The organism is Paracoccus broussonetiae, from assembly GCF_031854425.1.
Classification (GTDB): Bacteria; Pseudomonadota; Alphaproteobacteria; order Rhodobacterales; family Rhodobacteraceae; genus Paracoccus; species Paracoccus broussonetiae.
This window is the reverse complement of record NZ_JAVRQI010000028.1, coordinates 1-17,838: the sequence shown is the minus strand read 5'-3', so window position 1 is coordinate 17,838 and position 17,838 is coordinate 1. Positions and strand designations below refer to the sequence as shown.

16 protein-coding genes and 1 pseudogene are annotated in these 17,838 nt (G+C 58.1%); 7 read left to right on the top strand and 10 right to left on the bottom strand.

Annotated elements, in window-relative coordinates; genetic code table 11:
• Positions 1-263: 263 nt before the first annotated feature.
• The 6 genes and pseudogenes from RM190_RS22510 to RM190_RS22485 all read right to left on the bottom strand — a co-directional run bounded on the left by RM190_RS22510 (position 264) and on the right by RM190_RS22485 (position 5,126).
• Positions 264-629 carry a hypothetical protein gene (locus RM190_RS22510; protein WP_311761725.1) on the bottom strand — a complete coding sequence of 122 codons (366 nt, stop codon included), beginning with the start codon at positions 627-629 and terminating at the stop codon, positions 264-266.
• A gap of 84 nt (positions 630-713) precedes the next feature.
• Entirely contained in the window at positions 714-1,118 is a 405-nt protein-coding gene (locus tag RM190_RS22505) for a hypothetical protein (RefSeq protein WP_311761724.1), read from the bottom strand.
• A pseudogene (locus RM190_RS22500) lies at positions 1,115-2,344 on the bottom strand (recombinase family protein); the annotation flags it as partial. The pseudogene RM190_RS22500 and the gene RM190_RS22505, both read right to left, overlap by 4 nt.
• Before the next feature lie 237 nt (positions 2,345-2,581).
• Complete coding sequence (locus RM190_RS22495) at positions 2,582-2,791, bottom strand: hypothetical protein (RefSeq protein WP_311761723.1); 210 nt, start codon at positions 2,789-2,791, stop codon at positions 2,582-2,584.
• Positions 2,792-3,063: 272 nt separating this feature from the next.
• Complete coding sequence (locus RM190_RS22490; protein ID WP_311761722.1) at positions 3,064-3,741, bottom strand: hypothetical protein; 678 nt, start codon at positions 3,739-3,741, stop codon at positions 3,064-3,066.
• 422 nt (positions 3,742-4,163) lie between these two features.
• Entirely contained in the window at positions 4,164-5,126 is a 963-nt protein-coding gene (locus RM190_RS22485; protein WP_311761721.1) for a helix-turn-helix domain-containing protein, read from the bottom strand.
• Positions 5,127-5,460: 334 nt separating this feature from the next.
• Between RM190_RS22485 and RM190_RS22480 the strand changes: the two genes are divergently transcribed.
• Positions 5,461-6,774 carry a carbohydrate porin gene (locus RM190_RS22480; RefSeq protein ID WP_311761720.1) on the top strand — a complete coding sequence of 438 codons (1,314 nt, stop codon included), beginning with the start codon at positions 5,461-5,463 and terminating at the stop codon, positions 6,772-6,774.
• Positions 6,775-6,827: 53 nt separating this feature from the next.
• Positions 6,828-8,411 (top strand): CoA transferase, encoded by a 1,584-nt coding sequence (locus RM190_RS22475; protein WP_311761719.1) that lies wholly within the window; start codon positions 6,828-6,830, stop codon positions 8,409-8,411.
• A 7-nt stretch (positions 8,412-8,418) separates the two neighbouring features.
• Here RM190_RS22475 and RM190_RS22470 read toward each other — a convergent pair whose 3' ends face one another.
• Both RM190_RS22470 and RM190_RS22465 read right to left on the bottom strand, forming a co-directional pair.
• The gene (locus RM190_RS22470) at positions 8,419-9,195 is read right to left on the bottom strand and encodes a hypothetical protein (RefSeq protein WP_311761718.1); all 777 of its coding nucleotides are present in this window, start codon (positions 9,193-9,195) and stop codon (positions 8,419-8,421) included.
• 189 nt (positions 9,196-9,384) lie between these two features.
• Positions 9,385-9,606 (bottom strand): hypothetical protein, encoded by a 222-nt coding sequence (locus tag RM190_RS22465; RefSeq protein WP_311761717.1) that lies wholly within the window; start codon positions 9,604-9,606, stop codon positions 9,385-9,387.
• 179 nt (positions 9,607-9,785) lie between these two features.
• Here RM190_RS22465 and RM190_RS22460 point away from each other — a divergent pair, with 179 nt between their 5' ends.
• From RM190_RS22460 to RM190_RS22450, 3 genes are all read left to right on the top strand, one after another.
• Entirely contained in the window at positions 9,786-10,061 is a 276-nt protein-coding gene (locus tag RM190_RS22460; protein WP_311761716.1) for a hypothetical protein, read from the top strand.
• Between the two features lie 4 nt (positions 10,062-10,065).
• The gene (locus tag RM190_RS22455; RefSeq protein ID WP_311761715.1) at positions 10,066-10,686 is read left to right on the top strand and encodes an SOS response-associated peptidase; all 621 of its coding nucleotides are present in this window, start codon (positions 10,066-10,068) and stop codon (positions 10,684-10,686) included.
• 157 nt (positions 10,687-10,843) lie between these two features.
• On the top strand, positions 10,844-11,986 hold the full coding sequence (locus RM190_RS22450; RefSeq protein WP_311761714.1) for a glycosyltransferase family 61 protein: 1,143 nt from the start codon (positions 10,844-10,846) through the stop codon (positions 11,984-11,986).
• A gap of 681 nt (positions 11,987-12,667) precedes the next feature.
• Here the strand turns inward: RM190_RS22450 and RM190_RS22445 are convergent.
• Together RM190_RS22445 and RM190_RS22440 are read right to left on the bottom strand one after the other, a co-directional pair.
• Positions 12,668-14,470, bottom strand: a complete 1,803-nt coding sequence (locus RM190_RS22445; protein WP_311761713.1) for a calcium-binding protein — start codon at positions 14,468-14,470, stop codon at positions 12,668-12,670.
• A 247-nt stretch (positions 14,471-14,717) separates the two neighbouring features.
• Positions 14,718-16,073 (bottom strand): PepSY-associated TM helix domain-containing protein, encoded by a 1,356-nt coding sequence (locus RM190_RS22440; protein ID WP_311761712.1) that lies wholly within the window; start codon positions 16,071-16,073, stop codon positions 14,718-14,720.
• Positions 16,074-16,879: 806 nt separating this feature from the next.
• On the opposite strand from RM190_RS22440, the gene RM190_RS22435 reads away from it, so the two are divergent.
• Both RM190_RS22435 and RM190_RS22430 read left to right on the top strand, forming a co-directional pair.
• Entirely contained in the window at positions 16,880-17,197 is a 318-nt protein-coding gene (locus tag RM190_RS22435) for a hypothetical protein (protein WP_311761711.1), read from the top strand.
• The gene (locus RM190_RS22430) at positions 17,182-17,538 is read left to right on the top strand and encodes a hypothetical protein (RefSeq protein WP_311761710.1); all 357 of its coding nucleotides are present in this window, start codon (positions 17,182-17,184) and stop codon (positions 17,536-17,538) included. Before RM190_RS22435 ends, RM190_RS22430 begins: the two co-directional genes overlap by 16 nt.
• The last annotated feature ends 300 nt before the right edge of the window (positions 17,539-17,838 follow it).

Sequence of the window (17,838 nt, the reverse complement as noted above, 5' to 3'; positions counted from 1 at the left end):
TCGCCGGTCGTCGCAGAGGGCGGGAAATGGCGAGGATGATGGCAACGTCAGCACTCCCCCGCCACAGGGAGCGAAGGCACAGGCCCCCGCAGCGGGTTCAGTTCATTTTCCAGGCGCACCCGAACGCATGACAACCACCGTGTCCTGATCCATACTGGCAGAGAGGAGAGAGCCATGGGCAGAACCGACATTCCGGCCGAGGTGAGGCGCAGTTATCGGAGAGCTGAACTGTGCACCGCCGACAAGCGGCGGCACCAGCCCAGTCAGCTCTCCTTCGAGCGGAAATAGTGGATCATTGCCCGTTCGACATATTCGGAGATCGCGATCCCCTCGGCCTTGGCTTCACTTTCAACCCTGTCCCGCAGGCTCGTCGTGGCGCGGACGCTGAGTTGGTCCGAGCGGCGCTCTGGGCGCACTCGGGGCATTCGGCCGATCCGGTCCCGCGCGGCGCGGGCCTCGGCTTCGGCGGCAGCGGCAGCCTTCTCCGCCGCACTTGCGGCCTCGAGAGACTGCTCGGCCAACTTGCGGGCGTGCTCGGCCTCGGCTCGCTTTTTCGCGGCCCTCTCCTCGGCCTCGGCAGCTTCCTGCTTGAGGTCCGGCTTGCGCGAGGCATCGAAATCTTCTGACATGAATCTATTCCTTTGCGTTCTGTGGTCTACTGAGAGTGATCAGCGACTTGCGTTGGTATTGATCGCCATTGGTGAAGTCCGGCATCAGTGCAGCAACAGCTTGCTCAGCCCGAGCAGCGCCCGCTGGGCATCCCACTCCTCGGGGAAGCCTGCCTGGAGTTGAGCAAGGCTGATCCTGGGTCCGTGCCGCCCGGCGAGGATCGCCTCGACAATGTCCGGCGCGAGCAAGGTCAGGCGCAGGATCCGGGTGACATAGCTCAGCGCGATCTGCTCGTGACGGGCAAGATCGGCGATGGTGGCGAAAGTGCCGGTATCCAGCTGCCGCTTCCAGCGGAAGGCCCGGGCCAACGCCCGCACCAGCGTGTCATCGGCATCGCGATGCTGCGGGGCATCAGGCGGCAGATGGACCTCCTTGCGCCCCCCGCGCTTGACGATGCGGAACGGGACCTTCAGCACGATGCTGTCCGGTGCGGTATGGTCTCCCCTCATGCCGCCTGCCCCACATCGCGCGCCAACATCTCACGCGCCAGCCCCGGGAGACCTTCGGTGCGCAGGCGCAGGCTCAGGCCCTCCTCGCCCAGATCGATGCGCTCGACCAGAAGGGCGACGATGCGTGCCTGCTCGGCGGGGAAAAGCTCATCCCAGAGCGGATCAAGCTCCTGAAGCGCCGCGCAGACCTCGGCCTCGGTGATCGTCTCGTCCTGTTCGCGGATGGCGCGCATGGTCCCGGCCACGATCTCGGGCTGCCGGAACACGGCGCGGAGCTGTCCGATCACCGCCGCCTCGATCTCACCGGCGGAAACCCGGCCGATCGGGCAGGCCCCTGCCCCGCGCGCCAGAACGCTCTGGCTGACATAGTAGCGATAGAGCCGCGCGCCCTTACGCGTGTGGCTCGGGGAGAAGGCCGCACCATCGGGACCGTAGATCAACCCCTTGAGAAGTGCCGGGGTGCCGGCGCGGGTCCGGGCGGCCCGCTTGCGCGGGCTTTCCCGCAGGATGGCATGCACGCGGTCCCATGCCCAATGCCCGATGATGGCGGCGTGCTCGCCGGGATAGCTCTCGCCCTTGTGCACCGCCTCGCCGAGATAGGCGCGGTTGTTCAGCATCCTGTAGATGTACTTCTTGTCGAGCGGGTTGCCGCGCGAGGTGCGGAGACCCCGCAGCGCCACCTCGCGGGCCAGCATGGTGCCGGATCCCAGTTCGGCGAATCGGTCGAAGATCCAGCGCACCTCGGCGGCCCTGTCCTCCTCGACGAGGAGCTTGCGGCCCTGGACACGGTAGCCATAGGGCGGCACGCCGCCCATCCACAGCCCGCGCTTGCGACTGGCGGCAAACTTGTCGCGGATCCGCTCGGCGGTGACCTCGCGCTCGAACTGCGCAAAGCTCAGCAGGATGTTCAGCGTCAGCCGGCCCATAGAGGTCGTGGTGTTAAAGCTCTGCGTGACCGAGATGAAGGTCACCCCGTTGCGGTCGAAAATCTCGACCAGCTTCGAGAAATCCATCAGCGAACGCGAGAGCCGGTCGATCTTGTAGACCACCACGACATCGACCAGCCCGTCCTCGATATCGGTCAGCAGCCGGGTCAGACCTTGACGGTCGAGCGTGCCGCCCGAGATGCCGCCATCATCGTAGCGTTCGCGCAGCACCACCCAGCCCTCGGAGCGCTGGCTGGCGATATAGGCCTCGCAGACCTCCCGCTGGGCATCCAGGCTGCTCGACCCCGTTGGCGGGATTCTCGACGTATTCCCGCATCGCATAGGAGAGAGGGATCTCCCGCCTCGGGCTGAGCATCTGCTCAAGACCTAAAGCATAGAGAAATGCATGGAGGACGGTCGACTTGCCAGAGGTGTTTGGCGCGTGGAGAACGGTCAGTCCGCCGTTGAGCCTAACGTCGGCTCCGTATAGACCGCCAGTCGGTTCAGCGCGGAGCCTGATGTGGTTGATGCGGAGCATCAGAAAGCTTCCATCTTCATTATCTGCTCCACCACCTGCTCCGTCGTAAACTTGCCAATTTCCTCGAGGAACAAGGCTTCGTCCTCAAGCAGCTTCTCTTTCCGGATCGCCGCCACTGCCTTCTTGCCGTCGTCTGACAACGCCAGGGCCTTGCCTTCCCGAACGAGGACGAGTCCGCTGGCGGCGGCGAACGCCGCTGCCCGATTCACCCCCGGGCTCAATGCGGACTGAAAGGTCGACCGGTCCTCGACGCCTCGCTAGCACCTCACGCATATGCTGCCGCGATTTCGCCGTACGGCTCAAATGTGCGAGGAAGTGAATCTTCTGCAGACTACACCGCTGCCCACGTGACGACGCCAGAACGAGGAGCAGCAGCGAGACGCCCCAACCGAGGCGCAGGTCGCCGGCGATCGGTTCAGGCCGCTTTGTCACCGAGAAGTCGCCGGTCAGCTTCGACCGGATTCGATTGGCCTCTTCCATATCAGTCGAGCCTCAGTGGGCAGCGCATCAGCCAGTCGCTCACTGCACCGAGCGCAATCGTGTCGGCCGCGCCGGGATCGAGATTCGGTACTGCCGCAAGGATTGCGGCTTTCAGCGAATCTATCTCTGCATCCAAAGGGTCGCCGAAAAGCTTTCGCGATCCGAGCCGCAGGCGCCTCAACCGCTCCGAAATTAATCGAACGACCTCCTCATACGCATCAGGAGCCATATATCGCAGCGCGTCCTTGGCATTTTCCGAGTGAACGAACACGCGGAGCAGATCGTCGACGACATCCTCCAGTTCGCCGGGATCCGACACGCGCTTCACCATTTTCGTGCGAAGGTTGTCGGCTAAGGTCTGATCCCCTTCGGAGAGCACCGCAATCTCGTCATCGGTGGGTTCCGGGACTACCGGGCGAATGCGCCTGCGTAATAGCATCCTGTGATTCCACGTGTCGGCGTCGAAGGTCTCGCGATCCTGGATGATGATCTGAAAATCGACATCGACATACGGTAGTTTCTTCGCCCGTACTATCGCCGCCTTCTTTGCAGCGTGCTCCACCACCGCCTTGCTGTCGTGCAGCGGCACGGCCAGGATCCAACGCTTGATCTTCTGGTTCTTAAGGATGGCGGCCGCACCGCCGTTCAGATCGGAGAATTTCTTGATGTCGGTCGTCACCTTCGACTTTCAAGCCCGTCTGCCCGATTTTCGAACTTGTCCTCAGGCAGAGCACTCGAGCCACTACATTCCATTCCAAAGCGCATGGCCGCTGTGGTCTGCAGGAGCGTCCGCTATCCCGGGTTCGCTACGACTTCCGTGCCGCAGTGCCGTCAGACGGCTTTCCGCGCAACGCGACGACAGTAAATGATCATTGGCTTACCTCCGTGCTGCACCTGCAAACGGCAGCACGGTCCGCAGCCCAGACGCTCATAGGTTCAAGATGCTGCACGCAGTGTCAAATTTCGGCTTTGCAGAGTGCCGCCGTGCGGCGCCATCGTCAACCGAGTGAAGGCAATGGGCCGACCGGACTAAACCGGCCAAGCCGAAATCGCCGCCGACACGAAACTTCGATTCACCGGTGCTTCAGCTGCGTAGATGTGTCAGTCAAGAAGGCTGAGGAAGGTACCGCGTTGGGGCCGGTGCTCGCGCGGGTGCGGATCGCCGGACGTAGCGCGGACCTCACCCGCGGTGCAGCCGAATTTCTGTCGAAATGCTCGGCAGAAAGCTGCGGAATTGTGGAGGCCATGGCGCGCAGCGATGCTGGAGATTGTCTCCCCTGCACGAGAGGGATTCTCCAGCTCGGCGCGCACAAGCTCAAGTCGCATGTTCTGGATGTAGGCCGCCACGCCCCCTCGATCCTCGAAAAGTCGATAAAGCACCGAGCGAGATAGTCCGGACGCATCGCAGACGCGGTCGGGCGTCGGCCTGGCCGATCCGATATTCCGTCGGATTACGTGATCGACTTGGGCTCGCATGGCGACCGAACGCGGAACAATCCTGTCGCTGATTGGCGCGCCGTCACCTTCAAGGCATGCGATAATCATGGCCTGAGCTACCTGGCTGAGTGACAGCAGGTCGGCGGGCCTTTGCCGTAGGCGCTGTACCAGGGAGATTAGGAAATCCTTCAAGAGCAACGCGACACCACCCGAGAGAACCCCGGACTTTCTTCCTTGCCGCGCCATGCCGAACCTCGGCAGCAGGTCACGTGGAATCATCACGGCGATCCATTCGCCTGTGCTGTAATAGTCGGAATAGCTTTGGGCAAAGGTGCCAACGGTGACCTGACCGGAAACTACCCGGAACGTCCCGCTTTGACCACGGCACTCAAGATATCCGTCGATGGCGATGCGCAGCACCCAGTGATCAAGGTTGTCGCGGCGAATGTCGGCAGGTGTCCGGACCACTTGGCGGGAGGCTGTTCTGTAATGTCCCAGCAGGATACGGTTCAGCTGCCAATGCCTCCCCAGTGCCGTGAATTCCCGTCGCCTTTCCGCAGGGACCTCGACCTTGTGAACCCCGCTGAATTCGTTTCGCCACCATTCGAACCGATCGGCGGGGCTCACCGATTCCGTCGATAGAAGAATGCCTTTCCTCTGCAGTATTGGGGGTTCGGAATTTGGTGCGGAAAAGCTAGTCCGAGGCGTCATCACGTTAACCCGGTGGCCGCATCTTCCTCCTCATAATCAATGGCGATCACAGATCTGTCCAGTAAAGAATCAAGCATTCCATGGTGCGCGGCCTGGCCGACCGCATCGGATATTTGCACTGCATCCCGAATTGGGACGTGGAGGCAAAGTCCGGATTGTTTGAACAGCCTTTCCGACGCGATAAGTGCCCCAACGGAATTTGGTTTGGAAGTGCCAAGGTTCAGTCGCTTTCGGACGACAGGAGTTTGTCATGGCAAACACAACTAGCCTTGTCCATGTGCTGATTGCAGTCTTCGCGGCAACGGGCGCCACCACGGGCATTTCCAACAAGGCTGGCGCGCAAGACGCGCCGATATCGCCCCTCGCGAGCAGTGAGGAGTACGAGGAGGCCTATCCTGACCTGCTGGACGGGACGCTGTCGGCCGGAGGGGATCTGGCCGATGACGCAATTCCGAAGCGAGGTTTCTTCCGCTTCGAGACAAATCTTGGGCCTTGGTTTCAATTCAAGAAAAATTTGCAGGAGGAATATGGCCTGACGATCGGCGGCTCTTACGGCATCCTGTGGCAGAATTACAGCAGCACCCTTGGCGGTGAGGAAAACAGCGCCGGGCATAAATTCACCCTCAATATCTCCGCCGATATCCTGAATCGTGGCGCGCCAGATGCCTTGACTTTCGATATGGCGATTGAAGACCGTCGGCAACTGGGGTCCGATCTCTCACCGTTATGGGCCGGGTTCCAGACCGGGTCGGCGACCGCCACCGCGGCGACGTGGGGAGATTTCGACCTAGGCATCACCCAGGCCTATATCCGCCAGAACCTGATGGGAGGTCGCTTCCAATATACGATCGGTAAGATATTCGCACCGAACTACGTGAATGCCTATCCGTTCTTTGACGACAACCGGCAGTTCCTGAACCAAAGTTTCTCAACGAGCCCCACGATTCCCATCCCCCTGCGGGGTTTTGGCATGGTAGCAGCCGTCTATCCTCGGAACAATTTCTACATCACTGCGGGAATGTACACGCCCTATAGCGACGATACCGGTTGGACCATCAACGACTTCTTCGAAAAGGGCGACCACTTCTACCATCTGGAATTCGGATTCACGAGCCTCGCCCAGACCGGCACGCCGATCCAGGCAAGGGGACCTATGGATGCGAACAACTTTCACATCACGACCTGGTACCGAGACGAACTTGATGATGGTAGCCCCCGAGCCAAGGGCGTCGCGTTCAACGCCAACGGCATGCTGAACGAGAACATGATGGGGTTTCTGCGGGGTGGCTGGTCCGACGGTTGGCTAATCGAACGCAATGTCGCCGCCGGGATCGGCTATCGTCCTCCGGGCGCGCCCTCGGACCTTTTTGGCTTCGCGCTGGGTTGGGCGAAGCCTGCCAGCGAGCTCTTGGACAGCCAGTATACGGCAGAGATGTTCTACCGCTTCCAGGTCACGCCGCAATTCGCAGTCACACCCGACATACAGCTGATTGTCGATCCGGCACTGAACCCGACCGAGGACTATGTGGTTGCCATCGGACTTTGGGCCCGGCTGACCTTCTGAACGAGGACTCGACCTTACCGGGGGCCAAACGTCTCATATCAAGGGCTAAAACCATGACGACAAACAGACGAGATCTACTGCTTGGTGTGGCAGCGGCCATGACCGCCTCCTTGGGGGGATTTCGCTCTGGCTCTGCGGCGGCGCAGGCGGGAGAATTCGACATTGATGTCGTGTTCGCCGAGTTCATGGCGATGATCGGCGGATCGCCGACCGATGGTGGTGGCAAGGTGACCTTCACCGGCAGAGATCCGATCATTCGCAGCCATTTCCGGGTGGGCGCATGCATGGCGATCCCGGCGATGGGCGCGGCCGTCGGCGCAGCGGCGATCTGGCTTGATCGCACCGGGCAGGCGCAGGATCTTACCGTCGACCTGCGCGAGTCCATCTACAACGTGAACCCGCTGATTGGCGCGATCCTGCTGATGGCGCAGCGTGAGGGCACGGTTCCCGCCGGCGATCCCATACCGCGCGATTTTGTAATCCCCACCTTGAACGGACTGATGTTGCAGGCGCCGATTGGACTTGGCAATCCGATGACCTTCGTCCCGTTCGAGACGCGGGATGGCCGCTTCTTTAACGTCACCGGCGCCTATCCGCATCTCAACGAACGGGCGCTTCAGACGCTCAAATGCCCGCCGGGCCGCGACAACATCGTTAGCGCGTTCAAGCAGGTCGACGCGTTCGAGTTCGAGGAGGAACTGAGCGAGGCAGGCGGCGTCGGCGTGGTCCATCGCACGCGCGAGGAGTGGCTGGCCCATCCAGAAGGCAAGATACTGGCCAAAACACCGCTGATCGAGATCGTCAAGATCGCCGACAGTGCGCCTGTTCCATGGTCTCCCGACCCGACCCAGCCCCTTTCGGGGGTACGGGTCATGTCGAACACCCACGTAATTGCCGGCACGTGCTCATCCCGCACCCTGTCGGAATACGGAGCGGAAGTGCTGCACGTCGCCCGCGACCAGGCCTTCGAGCACGAGGCCTTCGTGATCGATGTGAATGTCGGCATGCGCTCTACCTTCGTCGATCTGAGAGAACCGAAGCAGAACAAGCGGCTCAAGGGGCTTATCCCGAAGACGGATGTCTTTGTGGAAAATTATCGTCTGGGCACCTTGGACCGGTTGGGCTTCGGTGCCGAAGAACTGGCCGGCGGGCATCCCGGCCTTATTTATCTTTCGTGCAATGCCAACAGCGTGACCGGCCCGTGGGCGCAGCGGGGCGGCTTCGATATGGAGGGGCTTTCGGTTTCGGGGTTCACCATCGAAGAAGGAGCGGGGGGACCGCCGCGTTTCCCCCCCACTCTTGTCATGAACGATTACATCGCGGGATACCTTGGCGCTTGCGGGGTGATCGCTGCGCTCAGACGCCGAGCCCGGGAAGGCGGGAGCTATCACGTGCGTGTAAGCCTGACGCGGGCGGCGATGTGGTATGCAAGCATAGGTCGCTTCCCGGATCTGGACTTCGATCTTTCCGGTCCGAACAATCGACTTATCTCGCCGGAAATACTCGTCGCCAAGACGCCTTACGGAGAGGTGCGCCGACTGGGGCCACAAGTGAAGCTGTCCAAAACGCCGGGAAAATGGCCAGAACAGTTGGTCCATGTGCGAGGGGCGGACCTTCCCGAATGGACTCGGCGCTAGGGTCATCTCAGTCTAACGGGAAGGTGCCGCCGGGAAGATGGAAGGTGGTACGCGCGGCTTCCAACCCGTCCCATGGCTCTCTATTGATCCCACCACCTTTGGGCCGAAATCCCGGTGGTCGCTGCGGGTCAGCGACAGGACGCAATCGCGTTTCCGTCCGCATCGCAGCTGCTCTCGATCCGATTCCCGGCGCGCGCGAGTAGGCAGAGATGGCAAGGCGAAGCATTGCAGTGGGGACATCCACGCCTGCGCCATGAACGCCGTGATGTACCAGATCCATCTGATGCGCCAACGCGGCGACAACTGCATCCAGTAAGGTTTCTGGTCGGAAGCCAGTGCCGCCCAAGGTGCTGCGATCGACGACCCTCTCTTCCTGTGCAGCAAGCTCGATCAACTGTTCTTCATGGAGCGTCAGTGCGACGTAGGGAGACCCGGGAGGATACAGGGAGGCATGTTCGTCACCCTCCAAGAAGAGGCCGAATGCACCGGTTCCCAACTCATGATGCCAATGTCGGCAGCCCGGCGGGATTCGGAGCCCGATACCAAAGGTAATGCAATCCTCGGAAAGGGGGCCCGTCAGTCCAACCTTGCCGTTGATCAGACCGCTCGTCATCTGCAGGTCATCTATCTGCAGAAAAGCAAGGCTGCCATCCAGCATGCCCCTGGACATCTGCACCGCATCCAGACCCGCCCCTCTGACGGCATCACGCAGATCCTCGATCCGGCATATCGGGCTGGTGAGCCAACCTGACGGCTGCTGGAGGTCGGACGAGATGTCGAGCACCTTGGGGTTCCGCACTATGACCAATGTTAACCAAGGCTGGCCGAGCCCGGCGGATTATTCAACTAGGGGCACAGCACTGATCTCGCCCTTACTTCGGTCGGGAAGTGATCGGCCCAGGTAGTGTGGCCAAATCTGCGGAACTCCGCCTATGGCGCACGCTTGTCATACTGAGGGGCGACCCTTGAATATCTATTGGTCGGGCGCTGGCTTTCCCAATACCTCACAGGCCAACATGTCAGTGATGAAGACGAGCCAGTTCTCCAGACCAAATCGGGGATCGAACTGATCGACGTGATCAATTGCCCAGGTCAAGGCGGTCGCGACGAGATCTTCAGCCGCTCGCTCGTAGAGTTCGAATGTCCTCGCGTGCGTCAGAAGACCGGGCACGCATGCCAAAACACTCTCGTCCATCGGGCACCCCTCCATACCATCGACGACCTGACGGCCGAGAAACGCAGCATTTTAGTCCCGGTTCCCGTCTCTCGGCAGCATCGACTCTTCCGCCTCACCGGTCTAGTTTGTTCTCTTTTAGTTCTCAATGCTCATCCAAGCCCCCGAAGCGCTTTTCATCGAACCGCTCCCGAAACCCGATGCTTTACCAGCAGGCGGAGAAGGGCATGTTGCTCACGGTCCACTGCACGATGCGCAAGCGCTCGGCGCGGTACTGGGCGACGGACCTGATGAAGGTGGTCGGGCCGTATCATCAGGCCCATCTTCCTCCCTTCAAATGCGGGCGTTGTAAGACCTCGGAATATCTGGACATCCAATGGAGCTTGCCGAGCGCGCGCGAGCTGGCGGAAGGCTTGACCGTCCGCCGGCCGGTTCGGCAGATTACGAAATGGATCTGGCAAAACGAGAAGACCTGATCGCATGTGCAATCTCTACCACAGCAGCACCCCTCAGGAATTGATGCGCCGGCTGTTCTCGCGCCTTTCCGATCGTGCCGTGAACCTGGAGCCGGGGGATATCTATCCTGACCGCCTGGCGCCGATCATCCGGCACGGTGAGGGTGAGGGCTGGGATCTGGTCAAGGCGCGTCGGGGCCTGCCAAGCCCGCCGCAGTTCCACAGCAAGAGCGGCCGGGACGCTGGCGTTACCAATATCCGCAACGTCGCCAGCCCGCACTGGCGGCGCTGGCTGGGGCCAGAGCACCGCTGCCTTGTTTCGGTCGACCGTTTCAGCGAACCGGGCGCGGACAAACGCCCGGTCTGGTTCGCCCCCGTCGACGATGCGCCCATGTTTTTTGCAGGCATAGAAACACGAGGCTGGACCAGCATCCGCAAGGTCAAGGACGGTGAGACCGTCGATGATCTTTTCGGTTTCCTGACCTGCGTCTCCAATGCCGAGGTTGGCGCGATCCATCCCAAGGCAATGCCGGTGATCCTGCGGAGCCCAGGCGAATGGGAAGCATGGATGTACGCGCCTTGGGAGATAGCACGGACGCTACAGCGCCCGCTGCCAGACGATGCCCTGCAGCTAGTGAGCGTTTGATGGGTAATGCTCTGATCATCCGCCCCGTGAGCTATGCGGAGACGGTGGGCACTCCTTTACGCAACTCTGTTCGGTGGCATAGATATCTTGTTCATGATGGCATCATTCGGAGTTCGCCTTGTCTGCATCCAACGTCGCAATCTCACATAGGACTTGGTTGGACAATCCGGAGGAGCTACATGTAAGCAACAGTTCTCTCACAGTCAGATCCTATTCCTTTGCCGCGGTGATCCCGCAGCTAAATGGCTCGACCAATGAGGGGGCATTCGAAAAGGACGGAACTCCGATTGATGGTTCATCCTTGAGGCGAGCAAAACGAATATACAGAGGACCGAAGGAAGAATTTAATGCTGCGCCAACAAGGCGCGAGGCCTCAGCGGTCTTGTTTGGTGGATATTACTTCAACCACTTCGGACACTTTATTACAGAAGGTCTATCTCGACTGTGGAAATACGGTGAGTTGTCGGACATAGACAAGATCGTTTTCTTGAAAGGTGATCTGGACCGGCTCGGCCGATCCGATGTTCTGAAGCACCTCATCCCAGAAGCTGACCTTTGCAAAATTGAAATAATTACTGAGGCGACTCAGTATGACGAGGTCATTATTCCAGATCCCGGCTTCGTAATCCGGTCATCGTTCAATGCGAATCACTGGTCCTGGCTGAAACGTGCTACGGACATGGTAGAGGCACGCGGCCGGATACAAAAGCGTCCTGAGCCTCTTTATCTTTCTCGCTCGTCGCAAGACGTCACCAAAAGGCTGGGATACGGAGAACTGGAGCTCGAGGCCGCTTTGATGAACGCCGGATTCCGAGTAATTACTCCAGAAAAACTGCCCTTCCTGCAACAAGTGCGAATCTTGGCGGAGCATGACACGATAGTTGGTCTAGAGGGATCGCACCTGCACAACCTGATATTTTCTCGAGGGGAGAAGAGGGTAATTCAACTTGACTACAGGCCGGTGAATGGGAATTTCCTTCTGATCGACAGAATGCTGTCCAACGATGCCAGCTACATCAATATCGTCCAGCCCAGACGCTATGAAGGATTCATTACGTCGGATGGAGTGACCGAGCCGTTTATTTTCGACCCCAGTGTTGCAGCAGATCATATAGCTGAACTGATCTCGTGGAAGGTCAATCCGGTTCCTTTGTCAAGCGACACAAGGCGCGCCTTCGCGATGAACTGGTTGGTGTGGTGGGATCGGAATGCCCGTGCGAAAGCGGGAACAGAACGAGGGCGGAGCTTCACTGCATCGCGCTTTCAAAACAACTCATACATTGCCTTGGCGGCGATCTGAATCGCCCAACACGGCAGATCTGAATCGGTTAATTTCTTCACCCGCCGACATCTTTGTAACTACAAAACGAAAATTTTCTCATGCTACAGCAAGATTGATCTAATCCTCGCCAGATGCCGGGAACTAAACACCTAGATTCTCTGAATATCTTCCAAAAGAAAATTCAACTCGCGAAGGTGCAGTTGAAGCTTCCAAGCGAGCTCAGCCGATTCTTCACTGTTCAATCTAAAGCAACCACTTTGTGCGCGGCATAGCAGAACATGCACATGAGCAGTGTCCAAATTCTCTTTAAGGAGTTGGTAGTTCATGCGGATGCTCAAGAATGGTTCGAATCGTTTCGGATAGCACGAACCAAAACTCTTTATAATTCATTAACGATACCTTTGCGTCTTGGCCACTATTAAATCTCCGTAAGCGCACACCGTTAGAGACGAAACTCCGCCGATTCTTGAGGGGATTTTTGGCCGATCCGTCACTTTGAACCAAATTTTAACCACCTGAACCCATAGTTCAGACTGACGAGAGTCCAATAAACTTATCAACTTACTTCTACTCGAAGCGAAACTGAAAGTGAGCGCAACGCGGTTTTCCACACAGGGAGGATCGCTCCACACAACAAGGTAAGAAATTCATGGAGGACGATGCTGGCCATTGTCCTCCATGAACTCTATCCAGCGATGTTCAAAGGATGAAGTCGACCCCGCTCAGCGCATGGATATCGACGAGGCTAATTGAAAAGTCAGCTTTAGCGTCTCCGTTTACATCCCCAAGAACCATCAACCCGTTGCCCTGATCGACATATCTCAGTTCACCTGCATGTCCATGAAACGCCGAGGTTCCGATGAAGTGGAAATCCTGATTTCCAACCTTGTTGAGGTCGGCGTCGATGGCGTGGACGTCGATCACATCCCCGGATCCATGCTTGAAATCGGTGATGATGTCTATGCCGCGATCCGTGCGTGATTCCTGGATACTCGCGAAGACGAAGTGATCCGCCCCCGCACCTCCGGATATGATGTCCTTGCCCACTCCGCCGGCAATCGTATCCGCGCCTCCGCCCGCAAAGATCCGATCGTTTCCAATCCCGCCAGAAATGAAATCGTTTCCGGTGCCTCCATAGATGCGATCCGCGCCAGCGCCACCGTAGAACTTGCCGTTCCCCGACGATTTGTGAAGCAGATCGTCGCCATCCTCTCCTAGCAGAACATCGTTGCCGGTACCGCCATAGAGAACGTCATTCCCGGCTCCTCCGAAGAGGGTATCGTTTCCCTCAGATCCCGACAGGGTGTCATTCCCGGCGTCTCCGAACAACTGGTCATTGCCAAGATTGCCGTGAACCACATCGTTTCCACCACCGCCATAGACGAGATCATTTCCGGCTTCACCGCTCAGGTTGTCGTTTCCGAGGTCCCCGCGCAGTGTGTCATTGCCGTTCCCAGCCACCAGGCGATCCGCTCCTCCCCCTCCCGAGATCACGTCATCGCCGTCACCACCGGACACGTAGTCGTCGCCCGGACCGCCGAAAAGGCGATCATTCCCAGCTTCACCGAACAGTTGATCACGCTCGGTTCCACCGTAGATCACATCACTCCCGGCACCGCCCCACACTGTGTCAGCGTCACTGCCACCTGCAATTATGTCGGCGCCCGCCCCGCCCCTGATCAAATCAAAGCCCTTTCCACCATCGATCAGATCGTTGCCGTCATCGCCAAAGATTGTGTCGTTCCCCATGTGACCATTGATGTAGTCAGCACCGGCACCTCCATGGATCTGGTTGCTTTCCCTATTGGCCATGATCCAGTCACTGGCTGCCGTGCCCGTCACGTTTGGATGGCCGCCCATCACCGCGAGAGCCTTACCCTTGAAGTCCATCAAAAGTTTATCAGGAAGGGAGTTCATAGGATTCTCGAACTGCACCCGCGGCAAGTTCGTCGGAATCACCCGGTTCCATGGGAGAAAGTGTGCTTCCTCGCCCCAGGTCCCGTCCGCTAGATGAACCTGGCGGGCGCCCTCTATGGCGAAAAGTGCTCGCCCACCATCAGCGTTCTTGATCTCGAGCCATTGCTGACCTTGATAAGCGACGATCTGAACGTTGAGGCCCCGAATGTCACCTGGGTGGAAAGGGTCGAGCTTCTGCCCATCAATGCGGATTTCATCCGACGTAGCCTCGAAGTCATCAATACGCCCGACGATCGTGCCGCGGAGAGCTTTGATGTTCGTGAACTCGAAGGTGTCCCTGCCAGTGTCACCAAAGGCATGGTAACCGTGCTGGATCATCTTGGAAACTGAGACCCCAAGATCCATGATGATTTTGTCATCTCCTCCCCCCGCGTGAATGTGAATCTGGTTCTTTGTCTGCCCATCGGTCATGGCATAGAATACATCATTCTTGCCGCCGCCCATTCCATGACGTACACCGTCCATCCGCGAATCCACGACGTGAATTGTGCTTCCAGTGTCGCCGTCTGGATGAACATGGCTCATTTCGGTAGGTGTCAATTTCAACTCCCAAGTTATATCAATTGCGATTTTTATCGAAATTGCTTTGGAAATCGTTTAAAGTACTACGGCCTATTTGTCCTTCAACTTAAAATCTTTATAAAATAAATGAGCCTGGCATCACACCACCTCTTCCGGAAAAGCCCACATTGCCACCCGAGAAGCAAAGACCCGCCAGATTCAGAAATGAGTCCGGCGGGTCTTCAAATTTTGACAGGGTTAGCCTTTAGATTCAGACGGCCGTGGATATCCTAGAACTGATGAGGCGAACATAAAGAGTGTCCAGCGCGATCATCACCATAAGAGATGCACCAACCAGGGGGAATATCAACCCTCCGATACCAAGGATTGCCAGCAGACCCCGCAGGGCGGCTTTACGCGCAGGCATGGGTGGTACACCCAGAGAACCAGAGGGACGACGCTTCCACCACATGATTGCTGCCGACAGCGCCAGCACGACGATAGCAACGCAGGCAGCGAGCAGTACGATTTTGTTGATGAGACCGAAGGTTTGACCAATGTGGGTATTGACGCCCCATTCAATCCACTTTGCGATAACCCCATAGTCAGTGTAGCTTAGGTCCAGCAGGGGGGTGCCAGTATATTGATCCAAATGGACGACACGTTGCTGGCTCAAATCATCAGGATAGACAGAACCCGTATAAACCCCCTCATTGCTATCAGGAAGCGCGACCGTGTAACCTACGTGGAGACCAAGCCTATCAAGTTTGTCGACCGCTTGATCCAGCGTAATTGGCTGCATTCCACCCGCCGCGCTTTCGGGGACCATCGCTTGCATCAGTGACCATGATGTTGTCGACATATCTTCGAGCTTGTGGCCCGACATCGGCACGTTGATCATAAGACCGTCTGGATAGCCGTAGTTGTGACCGTTTGCCAATTCGTTGAACTTCGCCCCCCAAACTCGTGACCATGGCATACCGCTAACAGCCAAGAATAGCAGAAATATAGCCACAAAAATGCCAGTCACGGCATGCAGATCGCGCCAGAACACGCGGCGGCGCGGATTTGATCGAACCGTAATGATGCCGCCCTTCTGTGCTCGCGGCCACCAAAGCCATACTCCTGTCCCGACGAGAAGAATTGACCAGCCAGCAGCAATCTCGATGAGATATGGCGCATATTTTCCGAAATACTCCAGGCTATGGAGTTTTCGAATGGTCCACATGATGGTGCCACGGTCGGCTAGAATGCCCTGCACCGCGGCATTATATGGGTTCACATAGACGGCCACGCGACCTTGGTCCGTAGCCACGGTGATTTCTGCCGTGAGACCTGGCGCTGACGGCTGAATGAACTGGATTGCTCTTCCCGGAACCGCTTCGAGTGCAGCCGCAACCATGGCAGTCGGCGGCACGGTTACAGATCCCGCCACGGCAACACGCTTCAGATCAGCATGATACCAATTGTCGATTTCCGTTCTGAACAGGTACATTCCCCCGCTCAGGGACAGTGTGATCATAAAGGGAAGCACTAACAGGCCCGCATAGAAGTGCCATCGCCACACCGCATGATAGATATCCGCTCTGATTTTTTCGATGCAGGGGAAGGGAGCCTGGACGATCATATGAAATTTGTTCCTACATGGACAGGGACAATCGATCAGCTTTCGAAAAAACCAATCACCCTAATTGTGCTAGACGTTGGAATTTATGCAGTTAGAGAAAAGGGCGGCTTCTATCTTTGTTGAGATACTTTCCGCTGGGGGAACGGGATCACCTTCGCCGAGTGCCTTTGGGGAGCGAAGGGTGTGATCTCGAACTGATAGATTTCCGAGAACTGTTGAAGATCGAGACGGCAACTGCGCAAGTCCATCTCCCATTCTTCACGCTGATTTTTGGACAGAGAATCGAGGTGCAATTGCTGTTCGCATACCCCAATGACGTAGTTCAGATCATCTACTTCACTTCTGTACATTTCTGGCAGCGGTGGCTTCGCCATGTGAACCTCAACACAAGTCGATCGAGGCTAAACGCCAATTTCCTAAAATCTGATGAATGGTGTTGAAATGCCCAGCGGGGGCGCGGAATTTTTCGCGTATGTGGCATTTGGCCAATTGCCCGCAGCCCTTAACGATCAAGGTTAAATTTTATGGATCAAATGTTTCGGGAAAGTTCTTGAAAGGAAGGGACAGCCCACGGATCTGAACCGTAGAACATACGGCTGAGACGATAGCCAGATTTAGACTCAGGATTCATGACCACGGGTTGCCAGGCGCGTCCAGTCGGCGAGGCGGTCGAACCTCCCGCGCCAATCCGTCGATGCCAATTATCAGCAGCACAAACTGTTCCTCTATAACGAGCATGATCGTGTTCGGAACATGGGGGGGCGAGCATGTTAAACCTGATGGTCGTACCGACGTAAGGATGGAAAATGACCGCTCGTCCGAATGTCACTATCACCGAACTCCTGTATGGCGGGATCTGCGCGGCGGTGTTTTCAGGGATGGTGCTGGCTGTCCTTTCGATTCTGGCCGGTCATCCCTTCTGGATGCCTTTCAACGTGAGCACGCAAGCGATCCAAGGGCCTGAAGTCCGGCACATCGACGCTGTGGACCTGCCGCATAACGGGCTGGGTCTGGCAATCCACCTCATTTCCTGCCTGTTCTGGGCGGGGATTGCGACCGTGCTGCTGCGATTGTCCGCTCGGCCGCCCTTGCGGCTGTGGGAACAGCGTTGCTGGCGCTGCTGATCGACTACGGGCTGCTTCCCGTCAGGGCCCGCCCCGGCTGGCACCTGGTTTTGCCATTCCCTTCGGTAATCGGAGGCTTCGCTGCCCTTGGGCTGGGTCTCTGGCTGGGTTTGTGTCTGGCGAAATCGGCCCGCCCCCTGCGGTCGCAAAAGCTGAACATTCCGGCGCCGTTGCAGCGCAGCGAAAGCGTGAACACGGAGACAGGTCCCAGTGCATTGCGTCACCCGGGCAAGCTGGTGATCGATCAACGTCAGCAGCGCATCGACCCCATAAACGAAGTGACCAGAGATCCGAACTCGCGCCCAGACCTGAACCGCAAACAGCCCGGCGGCAAAAGCTGAAGCACCAAATCCGACCCACGCAAACCGAGGCAGAAGGAGGACAAGTTGAGCGGGCAGTGCGCAACTGGGGCTGTCCTAGCTTTGACCACAGGTGGGGAATGCGTAGACGGCGGACCCACCTCAACGACGACGGCACTAAAAACCTCCCCCTCTGCCACCCCGCCAGAGATCTGGCCGCGTTGCACACCGACCTGCTTCCTTCCCCTTAGGTGCCTTGCTGCCTGGGCAGCTGCCCTGCGACCGGTTGGCAAGGGTCTGGCAGTTCCGTGATCAGCCGGTCCGGCGTCATGGGAAAGCGGC